25 protein-coding genes are annotated in these 24,358 nt (G+C 64.2%); 8 read left to right on the top strand and 17 right to left on the bottom strand.

Translation table 11 applies throughout. The features are described from left to right. Positions 1-76 precede the first annotated feature (76 nt). Positions 77-412 carry a hypothetical protein gene (locus GGR90_RS03925; protein ID WP_167919495.1) on the top strand — a complete coding sequence of 112 codons (336 nt, stop codon included), beginning with the start codon at positions 77-79 and terminating at the stop codon, positions 410-412. Between the two features lie 141 nt (positions 413-553). Continuing rightward, on the top strand, positions 554-688 hold the full coding sequence (locus GGR90_RS19600; RefSeq protein WP_280740831.1) for a hypothetical protein: 135 nt from the start codon (positions 554-556) through the stop codon (positions 686-688). Here the strand turns inward: GGR90_RS19600 and GGR90_RS03920 are convergent. Genes GGR90_RS03920 through GGR90_RS03910 form a run of 3 tightly spaced genes read right to left on the bottom strand, consistent with a single transcriptional unit; the run spans position 685 to position 4,537 of the window. Then, positions 685-1,311: a TetR/AcrR family transcriptional regulator gene (locus tag GGR90_RS03920; RefSeq protein ID WP_167919493.1), complete on the bottom strand. Its 627-nt coding sequence runs from the start codon at positions 1,309-1,311 to the stop codon at positions 685-687. The two genes, GGR90_RS19600 and GGR90_RS03920, sit on opposite strands and share 4 nt — an antisense overlap. Positions 1,312-1,371: 60 nt before the next feature. Next, entirely contained in the window at positions 1,372-3,600 is a 2,229-nt protein-coding gene (locus GGR90_RS03915) for a TonB-dependent receptor (RefSeq protein WP_167919491.1), read from the bottom strand. A 34-nt stretch (positions 3,601-3,634) separates the two neighbouring features. Further along, positions 3,635-4,537: an alpha/beta hydrolase gene (locus GGR90_RS03910; RefSeq protein WP_167919489.1), complete on the bottom strand. Its 903-nt coding sequence runs from the start codon at positions 4,535-4,537 to the stop codon at positions 3,635-3,637. 132 nt (positions 4,538-4,669) lie between these two features. Here GGR90_RS03910 and GGR90_RS03905 point away from each other — a divergent pair, with 132 nt between their 5' ends. The 5 genes from GGR90_RS03905 (at position 4,670) to GGR90_RS03890 (ending at position 10,746) form a co-directional block, all read left to right on the top strand. Next, positions 4,670-6,034: an MFS transporter gene (locus tag GGR90_RS03905; RefSeq protein ID WP_167919487.1), complete on the top strand. Its 1,365-nt coding sequence runs from the start codon at positions 4,670-4,672 to the stop codon at positions 6,032-6,034. Continuing rightward, on the top strand, positions 6,031-7,449 hold the full coding sequence (locus GGR90_RS03900; RefSeq protein ID WP_167919485.1) for an amidase: 1,419 nt from the start codon (positions 6,031-6,033) through the stop codon (positions 7,447-7,449). The genes GGR90_RS03905 and GGR90_RS03900 overlap by 4 nt, the downstream gene beginning before the upstream one ends. Positions 7,450-8,192: 743 nt before the next feature. Beyond that, complete coding sequence (locus GGR90_RS19595; protein WP_257545256.1) at positions 8,193-8,324, top strand: hypothetical protein; 132 nt, start codon at positions 8,193-8,195, stop codon at positions 8,322-8,324. Positions 8,325-8,380: 56 nt separating this feature from the next. Next, complete coding sequence (locus tag GGR90_RS03895) at positions 8,381-9,025, top strand: lasso peptide biosynthesis B2 protein (protein ID WP_082656048.1); 645 nt, start codon at positions 8,381-8,383, stop codon at positions 9,023-9,025. Positions 9,026-9,201: 176 nt separating this feature from the next. Then, a complete protein-coding gene (locus GGR90_RS03890; RefSeq protein WP_167919483.1) occupies positions 9,202-10,746 on the top strand; it encodes an asparagine synthase-related protein in 1,545 nt (514 codons plus the stop codon). A 2-nt stretch (positions 10,747-10,748) separates the two neighbouring features. Here GGR90_RS03890 and GGR90_RS03885 read toward each other — a convergent pair whose 3' ends face one another. From GGR90_RS03885 to GGR90_RS03840, 10 genes are all read right to left on the bottom strand, one after another. Beyond that, complete coding sequence (locus GGR90_RS03885; protein WP_052182327.1) at positions 10,749-12,932, bottom strand: prolyl oligopeptidase family serine peptidase; 2,184 nt, start codon at positions 12,930-12,932, stop codon at positions 10,749-10,751. Then, positions 12,922-15,459 carry a TonB-dependent receptor gene (locus tag GGR90_RS03880; RefSeq protein ID WP_052182326.1) on the bottom strand — a complete coding sequence of 846 codons (2,538 nt, stop codon included), beginning with the start codon at positions 15,457-15,459 and terminating at the stop codon, positions 12,922-12,924. Before GGR90_RS03880 ends, GGR90_RS03885 begins: the two co-directional genes overlap by 11 nt. A 97-nt stretch (positions 15,460-15,556) precedes the next feature. Beyond that, positions 15,557-16,546 carry a FecR family protein gene (locus GGR90_RS03875; protein ID WP_037556225.1) on the bottom strand — a complete coding sequence of 330 codons (990 nt, stop codon included), beginning with the start codon at positions 16,544-16,546 and terminating at the stop codon, positions 15,557-15,559. Continuing rightward, positions 16,543-17,151 (bottom strand): RNA polymerase sigma factor, encoded by a 609-nt coding sequence (locus tag GGR90_RS03870; RefSeq protein WP_231732680.1) that lies wholly within the window; start codon positions 17,149-17,151, stop codon positions 16,543-16,545. The genes GGR90_RS03875 and GGR90_RS03870 overlap by 4 nt, the downstream gene beginning before the upstream one ends. Before the next feature lie 254 nt (positions 17,152-17,405). Further along, positions 17,406-18,017: a GntR family transcriptional regulator gene (locus GGR90_RS03865; protein ID WP_037556223.1), complete on the bottom strand. Its 612-nt coding sequence runs from the start codon at positions 18,015-18,017 to the stop codon at positions 17,406-17,408. Further along, on the bottom strand, positions 18,014-18,892 hold the full coding sequence (locus GGR90_RS03860; protein ID WP_167919481.1) for a phytanoyl-CoA dioxygenase family protein: 879 nt from the start codon (positions 18,890-18,892) through the stop codon (positions 18,014-18,016). The genes GGR90_RS03865 and GGR90_RS03860 overlap by 4 nt, the downstream gene beginning before the upstream one ends. Continuing rightward, the gene (locus GGR90_RS03855; protein WP_245198383.1) at positions 18,889-19,458 is read right to left on the bottom strand and encodes an acyl-homoserine-lactone synthase; all 570 of its coding nucleotides are present in this window, start codon (positions 19,456-19,458) and stop codon (positions 18,889-18,891) included. The genes GGR90_RS03860 and GGR90_RS03855 overlap by 4 nt, the downstream gene beginning before the upstream one ends. Positions 19,459-19,614: 156 nt before the next feature. Next, entirely contained in the window at positions 19,615-20,370 is a 756-nt protein-coding gene (locus GGR90_RS03850; protein WP_342449882.1) for a LuxR family transcriptional regulator, read from the bottom strand. A gap of 278 nt (positions 20,371-20,648) precedes the next feature. Next, a complete protein-coding gene (locus GGR90_RS03845; RefSeq protein ID WP_209023553.1) occupies positions 20,649-21,629 on the bottom strand; it encodes a nucleotidyl transferase AbiEii/AbiGii toxin family protein in 981 nt (326 codons plus the stop codon). Then, positions 21,547-22,164 (bottom strand): type IV toxin-antitoxin system AbiEi family antitoxin domain-containing protein, encoded by a 618-nt coding sequence (locus GGR90_RS03840; protein ID WP_167919477.1) that lies wholly within the window; start codon positions 22,162-22,164, stop codon positions 21,547-21,549. The genes GGR90_RS03845 and GGR90_RS03840 overlap by 83 nt, the downstream gene beginning before the upstream one ends. Before the next feature lie 129 nt (positions 22,165-22,293). On the opposite strand from GGR90_RS03840, the gene GGR90_RS19590 reads away from it, so the two are divergent. Further along, entirely contained in the window at positions 22,294-22,419 is a 126-nt protein-coding gene (locus tag GGR90_RS19590) for a hypothetical protein (RefSeq protein ID WP_280740830.1), read from the top strand. Positions 22,420-22,443: 24 nt separating this feature from the next. Here GGR90_RS19590 and GGR90_RS03835 read toward each other — a convergent pair whose 3' ends face one another. The 4 genes from GGR90_RS03835 to GGR90_RS03820 are packed head-to-tail and all read right to left on the bottom strand — an operon-like array spanning position 22,444 to position 24,166. After that, entirely contained in the window at positions 22,444-23,091 is a 648-nt protein-coding gene (locus GGR90_RS03835) for an SOS response-associated peptidase (RefSeq protein WP_167919475.1), read from the bottom strand. Positions 23,092-23,119: 28 nt separating this feature from the next. Then, on the bottom strand, positions 23,120-23,632 hold the full coding sequence (locus tag GGR90_RS03830) for an SOS response-associated peptidase family protein (protein WP_167919473.1): 513 nt from the start codon (positions 23,630-23,632) through the stop codon (positions 23,120-23,122). Between the two features lie 11 nt (positions 23,633-23,643). Further along, complete coding sequence (locus GGR90_RS03825) at positions 23,644-23,973, bottom strand: hypothetical protein (RefSeq protein WP_167919471.1); 330 nt, start codon at positions 23,971-23,973, stop codon at positions 23,644-23,646. A 1-nt stretch (position 23,974) separates the two neighbouring features. Next, positions 23,975-24,166: a DUF6771 family protein gene (locus tag GGR90_RS03820; protein WP_167919469.1), complete on the bottom strand. Its 192-nt coding sequence runs from the start codon at positions 24,164-24,166 to the stop codon at positions 23,975-23,977. Positions 24,167-24,358: the final 192 nt, after the last annotated feature.

Raw genomic sequence — 24,358 nt, 5'->3', positions numbered from 1 at the left:
GCAGATTATAGAGGATTATCTATCTGCGCAACCGCACCTAAAAAGGTTGCACAAAGAAACGAAAGGAACCTCTCCCATGGCCTATCAGCTCTCCTCTTTCCGCCGCTTTCCCACCGCTTTCGCCGTCGTCGCCGCTTCGGCGCTCGCCTTCACCGGCCTGATCGCCTCGACGAGCCCCGCTTATGCCCAGTCGGGCGGCGATTATCGCTGCGCCGGACTCGCCGAACAGGCGCATGTCGCCGCGAGCGGCGTCGAGGGCGGCAAGCAGTCGAGCGCCAAACGCTTCGTTTCGACCGGCAAGAAGCTGTGCGAAGCGGGCAACGAACGCGCCGCCGCCAAGCAGTTCCGCGCCGCGCTCAAGATCGCCGGCGTCGCCGAAGTCGAAACCGACAGCCAGATGGCGGCCCGTTAATCTGGCGCGCTAAGGCAACCGACACCAATCTCCGGAACCGTCCTCTCCCTCTCCCCGACGGATCCACATGACTGGGGCGGCCCTCGCAAGAGGCCGCCCCATTTGTTTATGCGCGGCGCGTAGGCTAGGATGGCCGGCGCCATGCCCGACAAGAAACCCCGCCGCGAAACGCCTGACGCCGCCAAGCCCGCGGTCCCGCTTTGCCGCTACGAAGAACTTGCGATGCGCGAAAACCGGCTGCGGAACGAAAAGGCCGCCAAGCGCGCGGACGACTAGGAACCGCCGGCCTCGTCAGGGCCGAAGACCAGTTCGAGCATCTGGCGCTTCCATATCGCCACCGACCGCTCGATCAGCGCCATGTCCGGATTGCGGATATATTCGACCGTCAGGCCGCGCGTGACGGCGTTGTTGAGCAGTTGCAGCGTCTGATACGCCTCGTCATTGCCGATCCCCGCCGCGCGCAGGATCAAATGGCCCCATAAGCGGACCCTGCGGTCGAAGCGCCGCGCGCTCGGCCCGACTTCCTGATCGAGATCGGGGTCGTTGCGCCGGGCGAGATGAATCTCCAGCACCGCCGCCATTTCGGGGCGGCTGACCATCTGGTAATTGGCGTCGATCAGATTTTCCATCGACTGGCGGGGCGTCGTGCCGGCGCGAATGGCCTCGGCATAGATGCGGGTGCGATAGGCGGCGAACTCGGCGGCGACCGCCGCCATCAGCTTCGCCTTCGTCGGGAACTGGTGCTGGATGGCGCCAAGGCTCATCCCCGCCGCGTCGCGGATCGCGAACATCGTCGCCCCCGAATAGCCCTGCGAGCAGAGCACATCGCGCGCGGCCGCGAGCACCTTGGCGCGGGTCGCGGCGCTGCGGTCGGCCTGGCTGCGCCGGGGTCTGGTCATGGTCCTCGTCATGCCTCGATCATCTGCGATAGCGGGTGCGCCGGTGATAAGCGAGCCGCCTCAAAAAGCCACGGTCGCATTGACGCCGATCGTCCGCGGCCGGATGACGCCGGTCCCGAGCGCGCCATGGGCGTTGCGCGGCAATCCCGCGACGCCGAGCAGCGCCTGCGTCGACGTGATCCCTCCGCTACCCGTCAGATTATTGGCATAGGCGCTGAGCGCATAGCGCCCGAAATCGAGCCCGGCGCGCAGGTCGACCACCTCATAGGCGTCCACCCGCGCGAATTCGCCAAAGGCGGCGCGATAGGCGGGATCGAAGCCGCCGCTCTGCCGCGACAGCGACCGGATCGACCCGCCGATCGACGCGCTGACGTCCGATCCCAGATCCCACCGGTAATCGGCGTTGAGGCTGACGGCATATTTGGGGGTGAAGGGCAGGCGGTCGCCCTTCACCGCGCCCACCGCCAACGGATCGGTGTCGCCGCTGAGCCTCGCATCGGTGAAGGTGAAGCCGATCGACGTCGTGAAACCCCGCACCGGCCGCAGCGTCGCGACGATTTCGGCGCCATCGACCTTCGCGCTCGTCCCGTTCACATTGACGCCGAAACCGTTGACCACCGCCGCGAGCTGAATGTCCTGCCAGTCGATATGATAGAGCGCCGCCTCGATCGAGGCGCTGCGGTCGGCGGTGTCGCCCTTGAAGCCGATTTCATAGCTGGTGACGGTGTCGGGCTCGAACGTCGTCGGCGTTCCGGGTGGCGATCCGATCGGGATGACGTTCGGGCCGCCGGGGCGATAGCCTTTGGCGACGCGGGCATAAAGCGATGCCTGATCGCCGAATTTGACCTTCGGCGCGACCGACCAGGTGAGGACATTGTCCGACGAGCGCAGGCCGTCGATCACCGCGGTGCCGAGCAGCACGCCGTCGGTCACCTGTTCGGCGCGCTGGCTGTTGTGGCTGTACCGGCCGCCGAAATCGACGTCGAACCAGGGCGACAGATGCAACGTCGCGTTGGCGAAGCCCGCGATCTCTTCATAGCGCGAGTCGAGGTTGAACACCGCATAGTCGAAGGGCAGGTCGATCGGGGTCAGCACGCCGGGGGTGCCGGGCACGGCAGTCTTCAGATTCTGGAAGATCCGCGCCTTTTCGTGCGTGTAATATCCGCCGACCATCCATTCGAGGACGTCGCCGCCGTTCGACGCAAGGCGCAGTTCCTGCGTCCATTTGCGGTTTTCGGTCTGCTGGTCGAAATAGACATAGGAGCCGCCGAGCGCCGCCGACAGATTGGCGGTATAGTCGGCGCGGAACGACTGGAGCTGCTCGCCATAGCTCGTCGCCGACGTCAGCGTGACGCCGCCGAAGTCATAGTCGATCGTGCCGTTATAGAGCCGGTATTTCACATCGCTGAAGGTCGGCAGATATTCGGACTGGGTCAGGCCGCCATAGAGCGGCTTCAGCGTCGCGGGATCGGCCTCGACGATGCCGGGGGCATCGACATAAAGATTCTGGATCAGCGCGCTCAGCCGGACGCTGAGATCGGCGTCGGGTTTCCACAGCAGCGACGCGCGCCCGCCGTAATTTTCGAAATCATTGATGTTGCTGCGGACGTTCGATCCGGCGGTGCCGATCGAGTCGATATAGCCGCCCTGTTTGCGGTACGAGCCCGAGGCGCGAAACGCCAAAGTCTCGCCGAGCGGCACATTGACCATCGCCGCGCCGCGGTACGAGGCATCGCCGCCGTCGGTGAATTCGACCCCGCCGAGCGCCTTCGCCTCGAACCCCGCGGTCGAGGGTTCGTTGGTGACGAACTTCAGCAGACCGCCCAGCGAACTCGCGCCATAGAGCGTGCCTTGCGGGCCGCGCAGCACCTCGATCCGCGCGATGTCGAAGCTGTCGAAATCGCCCGCGAGTTCGGATCCGTTGGCCAGCCCGGTGCTCGACCCGAAAGGCGTCTCGTCGATATAGACCGCGACGGTCGAGGCGACCCCGCCGGTGTTGACGCCGCGCAGCACGAGCCGGCCCTGACCGGGCGTGCCCTGCACCAGTTGCAGGCTCGGAACATTTTTCAGATAGTCGGCGAAATTGGTCGCGCCCTGCTGCTCGAGCGTCGCGCCCGATACGACCGACACCGACTGCGGCACATCGATCAGCGACTGGGTTCGTTTCTGGGCGGTCACGACGATTTCCTCGCCGAAGCCGGTTTCGCCGTCCTGCGCCCATGCGATGGCGGGCGAGACGAGCACGAGAGCAAGGGCGGTGCCACCCAGGGCCTTGGTCGGAAGTCGCATAGTCAGTCCCCTCATCGGATTTTCGTTGTTCGTTTCAGCGGTCGCGGCCGAGCGCGAAGCGCATGCCGTGCAGTATGGCGGCGGGCGCGGCCGAGACATGATCGTCGTCGGCGAAGGCGATATGGCGGAGCTCGGTCAGGCCGGCGTCGCGGACGGCGCCGGCAAATTCCTTTGCGGCGTCGACCATCCGCGCGGCGCGGATTTGCGCCTGCGCTTCCTCCAGCGTCACGCCGATCCCGTCGGGCACGCTCGTCGGCAGCTCCTGCTCCCTGGCGCCGACGTCGATGAAGACGCGCGGCTGGTCGGGCAGGGCGGCAAGCCGCTCCTTGAACGCCGGCAGCTCGCCGAGGATCGCAAAGCCGTTCCACCAGAGCGACGGGCTGCTCGCGATGAAGGCGGCGAAGCTGTCGGGACGGGTCAGCAGCGCGTGCGCGGCGAACAGCCCGCCGAGCGAATGGCCGAACAATATTTGCGGTCCATCGGCCGCCTTGGGATAGCGCGCCGCGATTTCGGCGCGCAGCGTGCCCGTCAGGAAGGCGAGGAACGCATCGGCGCCGCCGCTCTCGGCGCCGCCGATCGCCGCGGCGAGTCCGCCGAGGTTTTCCAGTGCCTCGGCCCCGATCGGCGGGGTGAGGTCCGCGGTGCGGAGCTTCAGGAAATCGGCATAGTCGGCGTCATAGCCGATGCCGACGACATAATGGGCGGGAAAGGCCGCGACGCTCGACACCGCGCGCGCGATTTCGGCGGCCATGCCGAACAGCAGGTCGCCATCGACGACATAAAGGACGGGAACGCCGCTGTCGGGCATCGGTCCTGCTGGCGGTGCGACGCTGATCGTCAGCCGGCCCTGGTCCGACGGATGGGGGCCCGACGGATGGGACCCCGACGGATGGGGAAGGGCGAATTGCTCGAGGGCGGTGCGCACCGAAAAGGACATCGATCTTCTCCCGACGGGTGGGCTGCCGCTCGACGCCGCCAGCCTCTTTTCGTCGATGCGACTCATCTGCCCCATTTACAATAAAGTCAACTTGTTTATTATGTCCGGCGAAACAGGCTCTGGGAGAGCGATATGGAAATCCAAATATCAAGGGCGGCCCAAGGCGAAGCGCGCGAAGCGCGGGGTGCCGCCGCATGGGCGTGGTACGGGCTCGGCGTGTTGCTGATGACGACGCTTTTCGCCTTCGTCGTGCGCCAGATGCTCAGCCTGATCGCGCCGGCGCTCCAGACGTCGCTCGGCTTTACCGACCTGCAACTCGGCATGTTGCAGGGGCTCGGCATGGCGGTCTTCGCCAGCGTCGCGAGTTATCCGATGGGCTGGCTCGCCGATCGGTTCGGGCGCCGGCTTCTGCTCGCGCTCGGCGTCGCCTGCTGGTCGCTGGCGACCGCGCTCTTCGCCTTTCAGGACAGCTTCGGCGGCCTGTTCGCCGCGACGATCGGGATCGCGATCGGCGAGGCGGGTCTTGCACCGATCGTCTTCGCCCTGATCCCCGATCTGTTTCCCGAACGACAGCGCAACACCGCGAATTTCATCTTCTACGGCGGTTCGCTGCTCGGCGCCGGGCTCGGCATGGCGCTTGGCGGCGCGATGCTGCAATGGCTGGCGGGAGCGCATGACATGTTCCCCGGATGGCTTGCCGGTATCGACAGCTGGCGCCTCGCGATGATGCTGATCGCGCTGCCGGGACCGATCTTCTTTCTGCTCGTCCTGACGATGCCGCTCGGCCATCATGGTGGCGGGGCGGGATCACCGACCGCCGCCGATGACGCCGCCCCGCGCGATTTCATCCCCTATGCGACGGCGCACTGGCGCACGCTGGCCTGCATCTTCGGGTCGATTTTCGCGATGGCGGTCGCGATGACCTCGGGGTTGATGTGGTTCCCGCTGGCGCTGCCGCGCGCGTTCGGGATCGATCCCGCGACCGTCGGCGTCGGGCTCGGCACCGCGATCGTCATCGCGACGGTGGCCGGCGTGCTTCTCGCGCCGCTGATGCTCAGGCTGCGCCGCAGGGATGCCGACCTTGACCCCGTCCGGGCCGCCGCGATCTTCGTCGCGCTGACCCCGTTGCCCGCCGCCTTGCTGCCGTTCGCGGCCTCGGCGTTTCAGGTCTATGCTATCGCGGCTGTGCAGGGCGCGCTCGGCATTGCCGCCTCCTCGCTGATGCCCGGCGTCCTGCAAAATCTGGCGCCGCCGCACCTCCGTTCGCGCGTTCTGGCGCTGCTCGGTATCGTCAACGCGCTCGCGCTCGCCGTATCACCCTTGGCGATCGGCTGGATTTCCGGCCTGATCGCGGGGCCACGCGGTATGCTCTACGCCATCACGATCGTCAGCCTGCCGGCGCTGGTCGCCTCGGCGATATTGATGGCCTTCGCGCCCGGCCCCTATGCCTCCACTCTCCGGGCGATCCGGCCCGCGCTCCTAGAGGATTCCCTATGACGACGACGCGATCGACCGGTTCCGCCCCTTCGGACATGACCGACATGCGCGAGGCGCTGGCGGCGGGGCGCGTCACCGCGTCCGCGCTGGTCGATCGGGCGATCGAGCGCGCCGAAGCGGTCAACCCGCAGCTCAACTTCATCGCCTGGCCGACCTTCGAGCGCGCACGCGGCCAGGCGGGCGAGGCGCGATCCGGCCCGCTCGCCGGCGTTCCGACGCTGATCAAGGACATGCTTCCCGAAAAGGGCATCCCCGCAAGCTTCGGTTCGGCCGCGCTGCGCGATTTCATCCCGCCCGACGACGCCCCCTATGCGCGGGCGATGAAGGGCGCCGGGCTGATCTCGATCGCGCGCTCGGCGATGCCCGAGCTAGGGCTGAACGCGGTCACCGAATCGCCCTTGCTCGGCCCGACGCGCAATCCGTGGAACCTCGATCATACGCCGGGCGGCTCGTCGGGCGGCGGCGCGGCGGCGGTGGCCGCGGGAGTGGTTCCGGTCGCCCATGCGAGCGACGGGCTCGGATCGATCCGCCACGGCGCCGCGCCCTGCGGGCTCGTCGGTCTGAAGCCGTCGCGCGGCCGCAACGCCGGCGAAGAAGCCTTCCGGTCGCTCGCCGATCTGACGGTGAACGGCTGCGTCAGCCGCACCGTGCGCGACACCGCGGCGTGGCTCGAGGCGACGCAGACGCGCGATCCGAGCTGCCTGCCGCCGGTTCCGCTCGTGACGTCGCCCGTCGATCACCGCCTTCGCATCCATGCCTATAGCCAGGTGATGCGAACCGGCGCGCTGCCCGACGCCAGCGTCCAGCGCGTTTTCGGCGATGCGATCGCGTTGCTGGGCCGGCTCGGCCACCAGGTCGCGGACGCCGACCTCCCCTTCGACGCCCCGGCCGCGATGGACCTGCTCGGTACGATCACCGAAGGCATGTTCAGCCGCCGCCTCGGCATGCTGTCGCAGGCGATCGGGATCGAGGTCAAAGCCGAAGACCTCGAACACCGCTCGGCGACGCTGATCGCGGCGGGCGAGGCGATCGGCGACGAACAATTCGCCGCGGCATGGACGGCGATCGAGCGCGTCGTCGCCGCCTATTTGGGCCGGCTGGAGGCGATCGACATCTGGATGACGCCGACGCTCGGCACCGAAATCCCGCGCATCGGCGTGTTCGGCCCCGATATTTCCTGGGACGATCAGAAGGACCCGCTGATCGATTATGCGGGCTATTGCTGGATCGACAATTTCGCCGGCACCCCCGCGATCAGCCTGCCGATCGGCTTCAGCGACAACGGGCTCCCCGTCGGCGTGCAGTTCGCGACCCGCCCCGGCGGGGAGGCCTTGCTGCTGGCGCTCGCCTATCAGCTCGAAGCCGCGATCGAATGGCAGCGGCATGTCCCGCCGATCTGGGTCGGCGACCGGTGACCGGTTCGGAAAGACTCTAACGGCGCCGGTAACGGAAATACCACACTTCATGTGACAAGTCAATCATGCTATTGAAATAGAATGACTTTTAACAGAATTTTGACCTCCAAAAATTGGCCAGCAATCACCCAGCAATCACCGTTTTCAGGAGCGAAAAAACCTCGTGGCCACGCGCAAATCTGCTCTTCGATCGGACCTTTCCAAGACCAATCTTGACGACTCTCTGATGGCGAAGGTCACCGGTTCAAATCCTGTAGGTTGCCTCTCATATCCTCCCTCAGTTAACCTCTCCAAGGTCGCGACAAGTACCGTGCCGTGGGTAAGAATCTGGTGCCTCTCATCAGAAAATTGGATCAGTTCAGGCTAGCACCGCCGGACAGGATCAGACGATCTAGCGATCGCCGGTATCGCAGCGCGCAACCCCGCTGGCGCAGCTTTGGACGGCATACTCCAATTAGATCCATTTTCGGTCGCAGTTTTGGTTGCTGATTGCGGTCGATCTGTTGGAAATAGGCGCGCGCCCGTACAGTCAACTGGGCGAGTGACCGGGTTCCGCCACGTATGTCCAGGCAATTGCTAAAGGTGGTGGTACGTGCTCCAGACGCGCGTTTCCTTTGCTCGGTCACTTTTTCGCGATGCAACGCCTAGAATAATAATTGGATTATTAAATAGTAGCGCTCTGACGCGAGGCATACTTTTCAACTGCGACTCATCTTGGTCGCAACCTTGAAAAGGAACGTGACATGAAAACGCATGACGACATCATCGATCTCGGCGCCGCCCAGGACGAAACCCTCGGCGCGCTGCCGTCGGGCCAGCAGGACGTACAGCCCGGGGACAAGTTTATCCTCGGCGGCATCAGCGCCGACGATTGACTGACGCGTGGCGTGCAGTCCTCGCACTGCACGCCACCGCTCCGTCGCGCGCTTCCATGATGAATGTCATCACTTCAGCTGCCACGCATTGGTGCAGAGTCGGCGGCACCTTCGTCTTTCTGGACTTGTCCCGCGATCGCTATTTCATGCTTGAGCAAAGTGCGGCTGATCGCTTTTCCCGGATTGTCGCCGGAGCGCAAGAGGAGGGTGACAATGATTGGCTTGCCGCACGCGGCTTGCACCATCTGGCGCCGCCGGTCGATCAATCTAGTTCCGAAAGGATCGCTCCGACCAGCAGTGTTCTCGAGGAGCCAAATCTCGAAAGGGCTTCGGCGGTTGAGACAGCCCGTTCGGTATGGGTCCTGGCCCTAGCTCAGCGGCATGTTCGGAAACTCGCTCTAATGGAAATTCTGCCTAATCTTTTGCACGGCGTGCCAGTAGCTCCGCACGTTCAACGGTCGGATGCACGCCAGGTAGCCGCGGCGTTTAAGCGAGCGCGTCACTATTTTTCCGGCATGGATGAATGCCTCAGCCGCGGCGTTGCAATGCGCCGTGTGCTGGCCGGAAAGGGGTGCGAGGCCCGGCTGGTGATCGGCGTAACTTTGCCATTCGCCGCGCATTGCTGGGTGCAGCTGGGCTCGGCGGTATTGACCGATCCGCTCGATGTGGTGACCCCCTACACACCGATATTGGTCGCCTGATGCCGGGGTACTTTCGCATCGAGATTTCCGAGGCGTCGGGACAGGCTGATCGTGACAATGGCGAAGCGGACCCACCCGCCTTATCGCTTCCAGGCGCTCGGCTCTGGTGCGATCGACAGCCGCTTGCCCTGGGTGGGCATGGATATCTGATCGGCCACCTGTTCGAGCGAGGCGAAATGAGCCGCCGCGTGTTGGATCTGCATGAAACGGCGGTAACCAGAATGGCGGCGTCTAGCGGCCGGTCGCTCGTGTCCGACTATTGGGGCGGCTATGTGTCCATCTTGGCGCGGCCCGGTGGAGGTCTCGCGATATTTCGCGACCCGTCCGGGTTGTTGCCCGTCTATTACCGCGCCGATGGGGCGGGCGTCACAGCGTCGAGCGACGCTGCCGATCTCGGCAGACGTGGCGGCGTCGATTATCCGGCAGTTGCGCGGTTTCTGGCTAATGGAGGCGCGCCTAGCCGAGAAACCTGCCTCGAAGGTGTCCAGGTACTGCTTCCAGGGGAATGTCTGATCATTACTTCGGGATCGCGTCGTCTGGAAAGCTGGTGGTCACCGTGGGATTGGACGCAGGTCCCCCACAAGCGGTTCGAGGTGGCCGCCCGTAAGCTTCGCGCCGTGGCGCTCGACTGTATCGAAAGCTGGGCGTCCTGCTTTGATTCCATATTGACCGGCGTATCTGGCGGCCTCGATTCCTCGATTGTCGCCGGCGCCGCATCTCGCCGCGCCGCCGCGCTTCATTGCCTGACGATGATCGAAGACGATGCGATTGGCGATGAGCGCCGCTATGCTTCCATTCTCGCCAAGGCGATTGGCGTTCCCTTGCTTGAAGCCCACTATGACCTCGGCAAGGTTGAGATTGATCGCGCCGTGGCGCCGCACCACCCTTGGCCGCACGCGCCATTCTACATGCAGGCAATCGCGTCGGCTCATGAAGAGCTCCGCCGCGAGCATCAAATCGATGCCTTCTTCTCGGGCAATGGCGGGGACAATATCTTCTGTGCGATCCGCAGCGCCTCGCCGTTCGTCGATCGTTTCATGGCGCAGGGACCGCGTCACGGGCTTTTCGACACCCTGCGCGATTTGAGCGATCTGACGGGAGCCAGCGGTGCGACCATCTTGCGGCACGCCTGGGATCGCTATCGTGACTGCAGCCGGCCCGTAAAACTTCATCGCGACACTTCCGGGCTTTCTTCCGCCGCGATCGCCGAGCTGGATGTGCCGAGGCCGCCCCATCCATGGATGGAAGCGCCCGAAGGCACGCCGCCCGGCAAGGCGGCGCATGTCAGGCTGCTGGCGCGCGCGCATCGCAGCATCGAGCTGTATCCCCGCCGCTCCCATCCGCAGCATGTCGCGCCGCTCCTGTCGCAACCAATCGTCGAAACATGCCTGTCAATCCCGACATGGCAGTGGATCGAGGGCGGCAGGGATCGCGCCGTCGCTCGGGCGGCATTCAAATCCATCGTCCCTGTGCAATTATTGCGCCGCACGTCCAAGGGCGGGCCGGGCGGCTTCATGCAGCGCATATTCCAGGCGAACGCGGAACATGCCGGCGACCTGCTGCGCACTGGCCTGCTGGCGCGGGCCGGTCTGCTCGACCTCAGGACCTTGGAAGGAGCCTCGCAGCCGACGGTGGCGGGCTTCGAAAAGGCGCAGCGCATCCTCGCACTTTGCGCGGCGGAAAGCTGGGTTCGTTGGTGGACGGATGTTCGCGCGTCATAAGGCTATCGCCGCTCGGCGCCTCGCGTCTGCACACACCTTGTTTTCCATTGCGCCGCCATTTTCGCCCAGCGGTCGAATGCGCCTCTGTCATCCAGATCCCGGTCGCGCCGATCGCGAAGCCAGAAGTCGAACCACGCCAGATTCTCTTGCATCGCGCGCAGCCGATTGGAGGGGATGTGAAACAGATGGGTCTCATCGGTGGCGGTGGTCTCGCCAGGATAGAGACTGATCTGCGCAGGAACCTTTGCTTCGCGCAGCGCGGCGTAGAAATCGATCGCTCCCGCAAAGGGAGAAGCCATTTGCTGAAGGACCGGAGCACACGCCCTATCGGCACGGAGCGAGGGCGACAGCTGGCGATAGGCGTCGAGGTAACGACCTGAAGGTGGGCCGCCGAAGACGGCGTGATACCCGTCTTTCGGATCTGAATAGGATGCGGGTTCAAGATAATTCCCGTCCCCGCTGGAAGCAGCGCGAAACATCTCCGATTGGGTCATCGCGACATTCACCATCTGCGATCCCCGACTGTACCCGGCAATGCCAATGCGGTCGGGATCGACAATGCCTTCGCTTGCCAACTCGGCGATCGCGTCTTCAAAACTATAGACGCCGTTGATCCAGATCAGCTCGCGCAGCTTTTCGGGACCGAGTGTGCCTGGGCCGCCCGACCATATCATATAGGCGTGCCAAAGCTCAGCCTGCTGCCGAGCCGAGGGGTCGTTCATGAGAATGACGACATATCCGCGCTCGGCGAACAGCTGAGCGGGGTAGTTCCATTGCAGATCGACGTTCGCGAAGCGCTCGTCCGCATCGCTGCCATGAGTGATGATGATCGCCGGGTAGCGACTGCTTGTCTGGTAATTGCGAGGCCAGACGATGAATCCGGTCGATCGGTAGCCGAGCCGGTTTGTCCATTGATGCGGCGTGACGCGCAACGGTGCGATCGAATCATGAGCAGCGGAGAGCGGAGCGATGGCCTGCACGCGCCCGTCTTTCGGTTCGACACGGACGAACCGTGGCGCCTGGTTCAGCCCTTCCTCGACGCAAATGCCCCACGCGAGATCCTCGCGAAAGTCGCAGGCCGTCAAGCTGCCGGGGCGGATCAGCGACGTTGCGTGCCGACCGGTAAGCAAAACCAACCCGTACCGTGGATGCGAGGTCGTTCGCACCCCCAGCAGCGCGCTTAGCCCATCCCCCGAGAGCCAATTTCCTGCCGAACGCGGGTCGCCGATGTAATAGGGCTGGCGACCATAGTGAGTTTTTCGGCCATCGGTGTGCGTCTCCGTGAGGGCAAGCGTCCTGCCGAAACCCTCGCTTGCAAGAGTTCCGCCATTCGGGCCGCGCACCAGACCGATCGCCGGAAAACCCGAACTTTCCTGAATGGGCCGGCTGGCGTTGGTGACAAAGCTCCAGGAAAAGGTCCCGATGCCGTCGGCCCGCTCCGCATCGGATTGCTCTAACTGGTAGCGCGGCCCTTCGTCGGTCCATTCGACATGGCCGCCATAATAGAAAGCAAGCCGGTCGCCCGATGGCCGCGATGCGACCAGCCAGTCTTCGCCCGTCGCCGACCGTATGCGCAGTTCTACGATCGCCCGGACCGGCGCGCGACGCCGATTGCGCTGGCTAACCACCGCGTCGTCGATGGCAACATTGGCCGGTTCCGAACTTGGCTTTAGCGTGGCGTACCAAAGCCATTGTCCGTCGGGAGACCAGTCGTGATATAAAATCCCGATCCGGCGCGGCGCACCGCTTCGCACGGCGAACAGCGCGCCTTCGGTCTGGCCGACGGTAACCTTCGCATCGCGCACCAGCAGCGGTTTGATCGTCCCTTCGGCGTCGAGCGCATAGAGCTGAAGCTCGTCGCCCCGATCTAGCAGTAGGCTCCAGCCCGTGCCGTTCGGCAACGGTCGGAGCTGCTCTGCGCTCGCCGCGCGCAGAATCTCGCGCGAGGCGCGCGAGCGCAGGTCAAACAGATGAAGAATTGAGACGGTCTCATTCTTTTGGAGATCCGCTCGCCGTTCGAGATAGGCGAGCGACTTGCCGTCGCTCGCCAAGCTCAATTCGAACTCCGCCGGGACGGTCACCACATCTTCGAGCGTCCAGCGCCGACCTTCCTCCGCGACGGCCGTCCCGCTGTTAGCGAGACCGACCAACAGAAGAAGCGGCCATAGGCGGATGCTACCAGTCATGCCGAACCGTGACGCTCAGGAAGCGGCCAATTGCTGACCCGTTCGTCGTGTCAAACGGAGCATCGAAAGGCGAGGTGGTGAAGATCGGCTCCGGCTTGCTGTTGAAGACATTCTGTGCGCTCAGCGCAACTTCCGTGCCTGCGCCGAGCCGCAATCGGCCGGTCAGGTCAAGCGTTGTCGATCCGCTAAGTTTGATGGCTGCCGGACGACGATTGTCCGTGACGCTCGCGCTGTGATTGAGAAAGGCCGCGAGCGAGAAGGCCTTGTCGCTCAGCGTGAGCCCGCCGCGCGCCCGAAAATGCGGCGGGCGGAAGATTGTTCCCGCGAGGTCGGTCACCGGCAGGCCGGGAAGCAATTGCTGACTGCTGTCGAGCCAGGTGGCTCCGGCGTTCAGGCTCAGCTGCCGGTCGCTGCCAAGCTGGGCATCATATCGTACCGCGATGTCGACGCCGCGATATTTCTGCCGCGCGATATTGCGGTCGCGAGCATCGAGGAAGGCGACGACGCGCGCCGGGTCGTAGGGAGACCCCGTAATGTTCTGGAGCCCGCCATCGGCACCGGCGAAGATGGTGTCGAGCAGGGCCGGCGCAGGATTTAAGGTAACGAGATCAGCAAAGATCGGATTGTTCAGAACCCCGGCGCCCGAGGCGAGCGGCGGCGCAACGCGATCCTTATAGTCGATCCGAAAATAGCTTGCCGAAACCTCAAGACCATGGAGCGGTTTCACGGTCGCGCTGAAGGTCCAGTTTTCGGAGCGTTCAGGCTCGAGCTGGTCGTTCGGCCCGAGAGCATAAGCGACGGTCGAACCAGCGGGAAATCCCTGGCCGAAGCCGCCGACCGGCACGAGCAGCGCAACATAGCCGGAATATTGTTGATAGAGCGTCGGAAGTTTGAAGGATTTGCCCCATGACACCCCCAGCCGGACCTGCTCGACCGGATCATAGACGAAGCTCAGCTTCGGGGTGACGATGTCGCCGGAGTCCGAATAATCCTCATAGCGCAGCGCCCCGGTCAGCGAAGCGCGGTGCGCAAAGGCCAGATCCTGATCGGGGTCCGCGATCGGCAGTAAAAGCTCGCCATAGGCGAAATGATTGCGGCGCGAGCGTGAAAAGCTGCGGGTTCCGATTTCGGATTTGAAACGGTTGGTGCGATAGCCGCCGCCAAAGGCCAGTCGCGCGGGGCCCGCGGGGAGCTCGAACAGCGACCCCTCCAGTCCCGCCTCCACCGCGATATTCCGGTTGAAGAAGTGCCGCGCGGTGGCAGTGCTCGGCGCGCCGCCGCTGAAGTTCTGGCTGATGCCATCGGTCGTGTCGGTGCCGAAAAACGCGCCCGCTTTCAGCTTCCAATTGGCCGACAGTGCGGCCGACAGCGTCGGTGCGACGCCAAATGTTTCGAACTTGGTGCGCGCCTCAAGCCCTGAGTTTCGGAGCGGCTGAGCGACCGTGAAACCGGTCGCCGACTCCATCCTTCCGCGCTTGTAAATAAGATCGGCAGCCAGGGTGACGCCGCCGCCAAGCGACTGGTGACCGCTCAGCAGAACCGCGTGTCGGCGAAGGGCAGGGAAGAGCGTCGAATCGGGGTTGTTGGCGAAGGCATAGCTGCGATCTTTCGCCCGGATCGCGGTACCGTGCGAATAATCATAGGCCGCGATGATGCCGCCGTCCGACCAGCGCGATCCGCCGAGAAGATTATATTGGTGCTGGAAATTGCCGCCGTCGGTCGAAAGGCCGAGCCGGGCGCTGGTCGATACGCCCTTATAGTCGCGCTTGAGAAGAATATTGACGACCCCGGCGACCGCGTCGGCGCCGTAGATGGCCGATGCCCCATCGGCCACGACCTCAACGCGGTCGACCGCCGCGATGGGAATGGCGCTGACGTCGATCACCGAATTGACGCTGCTGTAGGCAAAGCGATTGCCGTTGATCAGCGTCAGTGTCGCATTGGGACCGATACCGCGCAGGTTGAAAGTCGATGCGCCATTGGCGTTCACGTTTTCATTCGCGGCGCCTTGCGAATTTCCGATCCCGGGATTCTGGCCGCCGCCGAAATTCTGCGGCAAGCTGCGCGCCACCTCGCCAAGATCGGCATGGCCGGAGTTGCGGATGTCTTCCGAGGTCACCCGGATCACAGGGGTTGCCGTGGGCGCGCCCGTGATCCGTGACCCCGTCACGACAATCGGCTCGGCCTCGGTCGCGGCGGCATTTTCGGCGGAGGCGAGTCTGGAAATGACCACCGAGCCGACCTCGAACCTTGCGGTGAGCCCGCTACCTTTGAGGAGCGCCTCGATTGCTTCGCGGCTCGTCAGCTCGCCTTTCAACGGCGGCGCAGTCTTTCCATCAAGATCGCGCGACGATGCGTAGAGCTCGATGTCGGCAATCGTGGCAGCGCTGCGCAGCGCGTCGTCGAGATCCTGCGCGGGCATATCGTAGGGCTGGCGCTGTTGCTGCATGGCCAGCGCAACCGTAGGTGAAAAACAGGTGGCACTGCCGACCAGCAGCGCGACCAGCGAACGGGACTTCTTCAACATTATCACTCCCCCATTTCCTCGGCCGTGCTTCAGGCAGGCGGCCAGTGGGGGTGCGTTGACGGGGCGAAGGGGAGCCCCTTAGTCTTGGGTGAAAAAATTATCGGCGGCGAAGATGGATGGCTCTCGCCGTGCGTTCGACCCTGAGACCGAACAGGGTTGCGATCCGTTCAGCGAAAGCATCGGTCTCGCTAAGATGGAAGCGGCCGGAAACCTCAAGCGCGGCGCTCGCCGCATCGTCGATCACGATCGGGATGACGGCATAGCGATTGGCCTCCGCAACCAGTCGGTCGAGCCTTATCGAACGATATTCGGCCCAGCCTTCGGGCCAGTTTGCGGGAATGTCAGACGCTTGGGCCATACCGAACTGCAACTTGCCATCACGCCGATAGGTCAGCGTCTTTCCCTGTGACAACGCGGTCGCAGGACCGGTTTTGGCGTCTGCGCGCAGGCCGGCCTCGCCGCGCCGGAGGGCCGCACTGACCGTTCCGGCCTCGTCGAGGCTAAGGTCGATCTCGGCATCGTTCGCGATTGCTGCGCCTGTCCCGGCGTCGATATGGAGCGGTTTAGCTTGCTTGGCGATGGAAAGACGGACCCTGCCCTTTACCAAGCGGACGCTGCGGTCGCCGTCTCCGAACGCGACGTCCAGCCGGCTGTCGGTATCAAGCGTCGCGCGCGAGCCGTCGGCAAGCCGGAACGTGCGGATCTCGCCGCGCTGCGTAATCAGGGGTTCGGCGGCGCGCGCGGTGGACGCACTGCCGGGCTGGCCGGGAAGGGAGGCGCCTCCAGCCCCGAATGCTACAATCAGCAGCGCGATTGCGGTCGCGGCGGCGCCCCATGGCAGCCAGCCGCGAACCCGGCCCCGCCGCGCTTCGGCATGGCTTGTTCCGTGGCGCTGCGAGGTCTTGAGAACCGCCATGGCCGCCATGCGGCGTTCGGCGCGGCGGTAGGCTTCGCCATGATCGGCCGATGCGAGGAGCCACGCTTCAAACTCTCCGCGCAGCGCGCCGGCGTCCTCGCCGCGCATCTTGATCAGCCACGCCTGCGCGACCTCATCGACGGGATAGTTGCCGCCGCTTGTGCTCGTCATCGGCCGCCGTCCACCAACTTTGAAATCTGACCGAGCGCTTTCATCATATGATATTCCACCGTTGCGATGCTGATGCCCAGCAGTTCGTGTATCTCGCGATAACTGAGTTCGTCCACCCGGTGCATCAGGAAAACGCGGCGCGTTTTTGGCGGCATGGCGTCAACCGCCGTTTCATACAATCGCAGCAGGTCCGCGGCTTCGAGGTTCCACTCCTGCGCCGCAGGCGTCGCGCCGTCGCGCTCCTCGCGAAGCGGAAAGAAGATCGCCCGCGCGGACTTCTGGCGCCGCGCGCGATCGATAAGGAGATTTTGGGCGATGCGGCGAAGAAACCCGCCCGGATTGATGAGCTGGTGGCGCTGTGCGCTCCCCGCGGCGCGAGCAAACACTTCCTGCACTAGGTCCGGTGCTTCCTCGGCTCCTGCTTTGCGGCGAAGGAAATGGAAGAGCGATATGCGATGGGTCCGATATATCGCGTCCAGATCGTGCCCGGCTTCTGGACGCTCATCGGCCGAAGGGGGACGATCGGCCGGATGGGCATGGCAGGCCGAGGACACCGAAAAGGGGTGACGCGGCGGCGCACGGTCGCCGCAGGTACAGGAAGACACGACAGAAAATCCCGGAGGCACGAACGGGACCAGCCGGCATTCGCCAGAGACCCGTCTTCCAGTGCAGTGCCGCCGTTTGGTCGCTCGCGCGAACCATGGACCGGTTGGGCCGCCGGTCCGGTCAGGGACTGGCGCATATGATGCCTGGCGAAATATTCCGCGCAGGAACTGCCAGCGATGCTCCTGCGCCGTCGAATCATGTCAATTGTAGGCGGCGCTGACAAGCAAAACGTCACTCCCATTTCGGCCAGCGATCATGGCTGTCGACCCGGATGGCCGGCGAGCGTTCGGGCGTAGCTGGCCGCTTCACGCGCGCGCCGCTCGTGATAACCGAGCAGGAGATTGCGAACCTGCGCTTGCGGCTCTGCATCGGCGAAGGCGATCGCGATCGCGTTATACTCTGCGTCGATGTCGGCAAGGATCATCGCGTCGAAATGACGCGATAGCTGAAGCCTGTCGCCGATCGCTGCGATGCTCGCGACGATCTCGCTGTTCGCCGAGCGCTCCGCGATCGCCAGGAACAGGTCCGCGATGCGGTCGGGATAGGGCTGGTCAGCGGGGACCGAAGTTGCCGAGCCTTTTGGCGCCGTCGCAAGCGCCGCGAGCAGCAAGATCAGGTGCAACTCGAGCAGGTCGCGAAACTCGGTTTCGGTCAGCCGATGAACGTGAAAGCCCTCGCCCGGTGCGAAATCGACCATCCGCTCGCCATTGAGCCGGTAGAGACTGTCGCGAACCGGGGTAACGCTGACCCCGAGATCTTCGGCGAGACGGGCCGCTTCGATCCGGGTGCCGCTAGCCCATTCTCCGCTCATCAGCTGACGCTTGATCGCCTCATAGGTCGGCTCGAACACGTGTGCCGGGCTCATTTTTCGTTCCTTTCCGCAGCAGCGAATTCGGACACGGCGTCGGCCTGGTCGGTACGGAGCGCGTCGATCGCGCCGATATGCGCCGGCCGTTCGTCTTGCAGCAGGATCGATGGGCATTGCCCTTCGTAATTGCCGAGATTCGGGCGGTGCTGCGCATAGCCGGCGAGCGCGGCCAGTTCGGGAGGAAACGTCCGGGCGACCTCGGGCGGATAGGCGAGCCACAAATTCTCATAGGGCTTCAGCCAGCCGAGGCTGTAGCTGACGAGCACGCCGCGCCGGACCTCTTGGCTGAGGTTCGAGCCCGCCCCGTGCGCGGTCGATCCCAGAAAGCATATCGCTGCTCCCGGCTTGCCTTCGGCGAAAATGGGCGTGCCAAGATCAGTTTTCGCCATGCCTTTCGCGCCGTGGCTCTTCGGAAAGATCCGCGTCGCGCCATTCTCTTTTGTGAATGGTGTCAACGGCCAGAGGACGTTGACCAGATACTCCTGGGTGCCGTCCGCGCCGCGCCACATATTCTGGTCGCGGTGCGGGAACTGTCGCACCTCGCCGGAATGGATTTCGATCGCCTGCGTGAGATTCAGCTGGATCCGGTCGCAACCGGTCCCGAGAATCGTCTCGACGGCGGAAAGGATGATCGGGTTGAGCACCAGATCGGCCATATGCGGCGATCTTTTGAGCAGGCTTCCGAACCGTTTCGTGCGGCGGCCGTAGAAATTGCCCTCGCAAAAAGGCGTCGCGGCAAAGATCGGATCGAGATCCCTGGCGAGGGCATGGACGCGCGCGACCGCCTCGTTGCGCATGATGCAATAGCCTTTGCGGCGCAGCTCATCGACGAGCAGGCCAGGAAGATCGGCTTCGGTCAGATCCCTTTTCATCGCCCCGGCTCCCCGCCTTCTTCGAATTTGAGGACAAGCGGCGCGTAGGTGCCGGTGCGCTGCAGGCCGGGAAGTGTGTCCGCGTCGATCGCTATGCTGAGGGCGAGTATCCTGCACGCGCCACCCCTGTGAACGGGACCCAGCGTGCGGCATGTCCAGCCGAATTTGCTGATCGTGTGATACCAACCGGCTTCTGCGACACCGACATATTCGCCGATGCCGTGGTGGAGAGCATAATCCGCGAGCGCGGTGACCAACTGGTTGCGCGCGTCGCGGCGCTCGGTGGGCGTTTGTGCGGGGTCGAGGCAGAAGCGGCTGATCTCCCACACGCCTTCCCCGGACGGCGCCCCGTCGGCGCAAAGATGCGAATAGATGTCGCCGAGCAGGTGCGGCGCCGTGGTTGGCAGCAGCCGCGCCGACGCCCGGTGGCGCAGATCATCGGGATCGAGCAGGATCAGGTACCGCGCGTCCGGGGTGTCGAATTGGTCGAGCTCGAAGCGGCCATCGAGGGCGGGCAAATCCCATTGCTGCTTGTCGATGAAGACCTGCTTGCGGGCGGCGAACATGGCGCGAAGCGCCGCATTCCCGGGCGCGTCATGCGCCCGCGTGGATTGAGTGATCATGATGGTTCCTTGGCTTGTCGGTGCCAGGATCAGACCATCATTCCCACCGCGCCGCTATGCCCAGAAATGGGCAATCCCGGGACGATTTATGTGCGAGCGTCAGAGCGGGCGCCACCAGTCATAGACATCCGAAAAGCCGATGACGCCGTCGAACAGGGCGCAGAGGATCAGCATTTGCCGGCACGGCACCGAATAGCGCTCGCGCGCGATCTTGAGATGACGGACCACGGTCTCTTCGCTGATGCCGAGGATGCCGGCGGTCTCGCCGGCGGTCTTGCCGCGCGCCGACCAGAGCACGCATTCGCGCTGCCGCTCGGTCAGCGCCGCCCGCCGGATATAGGAGCCTGTCCCGATGAGTTGCCGCGCCGCGGCGAGCGCAACGGCGCCGACGATCTCGGCGGCGTGGAGCATCTCGAGCGGGATCCTGCCATTGGGAGCGACGGCAAAGGAGCAGCTTCCGGTCGCTTCGCCGGGCAAGTGTCGCGGCACCGTGAAGCCGTCGCCGATACCGCTGTCGCGCGCGACCTTCAGCAACTGCCGGTCGCCGCGGGAAAGCGGGATGTAGTGATCGACATTGCGCCATTGAAAGCCCGTCATGGATTTTTCGCCGGCGCGCCGGATCGGGTCGGTGCCGCTGAGATCGAAGCCGACATAGACATTCGCCCACGCGTCGGGATAATTATGCACGAGCATCGATGCACCCTCGCCGCCGCCGCCGCGGCGATCGAAGGCAAGCGCGAAAAGATCAAATCCCATGCGGTCGGCGGCGTTCGACAGGGCGGCAAAGAGCTGCTCCTCCTTGTCGGCGCCTGATATGTCGTGTGCGAGTTCCTCCGTCAGATTAAAATGCTTCACGTCGATTCATCGGCCGCCGGCACGTTCCCGACCCGTCCGCCTGCGATCCGCTCCATGGTTCGTCGCTCCCGTTTCCTCTCCGGAAGACGACGAAGTTGGACAAGCTGCGCGATGGTCCTCGCACTGCGGCGGGCAGGTCATACCTCAGCCTCTTTACGCAATGCTGATCGCCTCTTTGGTGTAACGACAGGAAATCACCTGATAAAGCGGCTTGGGGCACCAATCGGGCCCAGATTGACACCTAATGCCTTCGTACGCCGACCGCGGCGAACTCTGCGTCACGCACCGGCGGCATCGGGAGGCGAGGTGGCGATCGACACGTGATGGGCAAGCAGTCGTTCGCAGCTCGGCGCGACAAGACCCCAGACCGCGTCGATCACGGCGGCGAATGTCACGCCTTCGAGTTCAAGGCTCGCGGCATAGGCGTCCCACTGCCGCCGCTTGTCGCCGTCTTCGAACATGGCAGCGGAGAGCCCTGGAGGACGGCCAGCCGGGATCGGCGTGGCGCGCCGATCGAATGTTGCCGCAAGTGCTGCGTCGAGCGCTTGAGCATTGATGTCGCAGGCCTGCGGAATCGCCCAGAGGTCGTAGAAATCTTTCATGCGGCCATTGGCGATCCCGAGCGCAACCATGGCCTGGAATTTCTCTGCGATGACGCTCGTCGGCGAATAGGTGCGGATCTCCGGATCGGGAAAGTCCAGCAGCGTCGGGAAGGAAGTCGGCGCCGCCGGTTCCGAAAGCGCGTCGCCGAAGCCGAGGTCGATCGTGATGGGGATACGCGTTCGCTCAAGAAAGGCGGTCGTTGTTAGCCGCATGCCGCCATATTCGTCTCCCTCGCGGATCGGCCGCGCGGTGAGTGCGTCGATATCGAAAGTCAGCCCGTCAGCTGCCTCGATTTTCAAGATCGCGCCGAAATCCGCTATCAGCCGTGCAGCGCTTGCGTCGCCGAAGGCGAGAAAGTCGGCGTCGCGGGTGACCCGATTATCGTCTTCGAGCCAGAGCGTGACGAGAAGACCGCCTTTGAGAATGAACTGGTCCCGCAGCGGCGAGAGCGACAGTCGGTAAAGCAGGCGCTCGAGCGCGAAGCGAACGAGCAGAACATCGAAGGGCTGGCGCTCCTTGCGCGCCAGTTGGAGCAGCCGGTCCTTGACCGAGGCTGCCAGATTGACGGGTGCCTTAGCCATTGAAGCTGAGCGCCTCGAGATAGGGCTGCATCCGCTTCCAGACCCCGCCCGCTGCCGCGGCCTCGGCGATTTCACCGGGACTCGTCTTGCGCTGATCGAGCGCTGCGCGCAGGCCCTCGACCGCAACCGAGCGATCGACGAGGCGCGGATTACGGAACAGGTCGGCCAGCGTTTTGGGAACCGAATAGATGGGAACATCGACCCCGGCGACCTTGTGATGCGCGATCCCCTGGCGTCGATATTTGTCGGCGAGGCGGACGATCCGGACGGGTGGATAGTCAATGGCCGGTGCCCAGTCGCTGGGTCCGATTGCCACCCAGACCCGCCGCGGCATCTGGTCGGTGAGCCCGTGGAAAGCGAGCGCCGATACCATGGCGATCACCCCGTTCGGGATGCGCTTGGCAATTTCGGCGAGGCCTTGGTCGGTGTCGAGCGGCGCGTCGTGGAGCTGGTAGAGTCCGCGCGCGATACGGTCGATGTCGCCACTCTCGACCGCGCGGGCGATGGTTTCGGGTGCCACGCCTGCGGCGCGTAGCTCGCGAGCGCGCAGGATCGGATGCGCGCCAAAGAGCGCTCGAAGCGTCTCGCCTTGTGTTATCGATGCGTGCATGTGACAAAACCTCTAACTAGAACGCGATGTATCATAGGTTTTGTCACATGTCATGCAATGATTATGGTCTTCGGACATGGGCCGGATTCCACTATTTCCTACATTCACCGGTCATGGCATGCCTGTCAGATGGATCAGGAACCGAAATGGAAATCGCGCGCGCTGGCGATCGAATTCTGGTTCGCCGCCGTTCTCGTCGGCGGCTCCTTTATTGCCGGACTCGTCAGTGCGATCCGATCGCTGTTCGGCGGGTGAAGCATCGCCCTGCTATCCAGATTCTCAAAGGAGGGTGGGGGTATCCGCGCTCTGGGGCTTGCGGCTGAACCACGGGACGTCGGTCCGCTCGACCTCCAGCCGGCTTGCCGGATATTGGGTAACGAGCTTCATTGCCTCCTCAGCCGATGCCTGCAGCCAGGCGTCATGATCTGCGGCTTGAAGAATGACCGGCATCCGGTCGTGAATGTCGAACAGCTCCTCGGTCGCGTCGACCATCACCATTGTATAGCAATCGCCCCACTCGTCGGTCGGACGCCAGAGGCCGGCACAGGCGGCGAGCGGCTGGTCGGTCACACTGAGCCAGGTTCGCGTCATCTTGCCTTTCTCGCCTTCGGCCTCGGCGAAGGCCGTGATCGGGATCAGACAGCGCTGGGCGGGATTGGTAAACCATGTTCGCCAGAAGGTCATCAGCTTGTCGTCGCGGGCATTGTTGACGGGCTTGGGCTTGCTCGTCGGTTTCATATGCTTGAGCCGCACCGGGAAGCCCCAGGTCATCGACTGGAGGGCGCGCGTTCCCGCATCATCGCGCACCACGAAACCTTGCCCGCCCGGATAGACTTCTCCCGGCTGCGCATTGGTGAGCGGGCGCCGCGCGCCGAACGCCGATGCCACTTCGGCAACCGAAGCCTTGAGGGTCACGAGATTGCACATGGCGGCGAGTCCCCTTGGGTGGTTTCGGTCAGGCCGCGCCGAGCATTTCGTCGAAATTCTGCTGGATCGGCGGCATGATGCTGAAGCTATTCTTGGGGAAAGGCCGCAACATGTCCAGCGGCGGCCGCGCTCCCATCAACCAGTCGAACCAGTCTTCGGGGCGGACCACGCCGACATGGCGATCCTTGTGCGGGGCCAGATCGTCATAGGCCGACACGGTGAGCGCCGCGAAACTCTCGGGCCACAGCCGGTGCGCCGGACGCCAGACCGCCGCGATGCAGAAGAAGGGCTCGTTGGTGATGAGGCTCGCCGCATAGATTGTCTTGCCCCGCTTCACGAGGCCGAACTCATTGGCGAGCAACAGACAGGGCCGATCGATAATCGCGGTCTCGGACTTCAGGAGCGGGATCTGGAATATATCGGCATCGCGCGAGGGCAGGCCCCACAGCATCTCCTTCTCGCGTTCGCGCTGGCCGTCCCAAACCATCACGCGGTGGAGCTTGCCGATGCCGACCAGTGCGTCGTCCGTCTCGATATCCATAAGGTCAGTCCTCAGGCGCGGAAACGGCTGAGCGCGCGCTTCCATTCGCGTTCTTCGGGCATCGGCAGGGCGATGTCATCCGGACCTGGGTCGACAAGTTCGATCCGCACCGGGCGAACGCGCTTGCCTGTCCGCGCGCCGCAGCGGACGCACCAGAATTTCTGGCACGCCTTGACGAGATTGCCGTCCCACATCCTGCACTCGAAGCGCCACCAGATCCCATATGGATTGAACGTCGCGCTATGCCCGCAGCGGCAAACGGGCTTGATCGCCCGAAACCAGGCCGCGGCCTCGAAGACATGCGTGGCGCGATGCTGTCCGTCCTTTGTCCATCCGCCCACGTCACAGGGAAAGTCCGAGCCGGTCGGGGCTCGTGGGCTCCGCGCCGGCCCGCACGCTCTCGACGATCGCACGCGCGAGTTCGAACGCGGCCTCGACACGGATGTGATTCGTCGGCGCGGTGATACCCACGCGCGCCCAGCCAGGGGCGGAAAGGATGGTCTCTGCGACTCGGGCAGTATCGATATTGTCCATGCCCTAATGAGAACATAGAGAGAACAATTTGGCAAGTGGGTGACCGGGACAGCGCGGGCGGCCTGCGTGGTCAGCGGGCGCTTGCTGCCGCTGCCGCCCGTCGCCGCCCGGTCCGGGGCGCGCGGCCGCCACCGGCAACGCCAGAAACCGGCGAGGAAGAGATGGCCCGCCCCTGGGCGGCGGACCGCGCGC

The sequence above is a fragment of the Sphingopyxis italica genome (genome assembly GCF_011926545.1).
In the GTDB taxonomy this organism is placed as follows: domain Bacteria; phylum Pseudomonadota; class Alphaproteobacteria; order Sphingomonadales; family Sphingomonadaceae; genus Sphingopyxis; species Sphingopyxis italica.
Note: the sequence above shows the minus strand (reverse complement) of the source record. Positions and strands in the feature narration are given on the sequence as shown.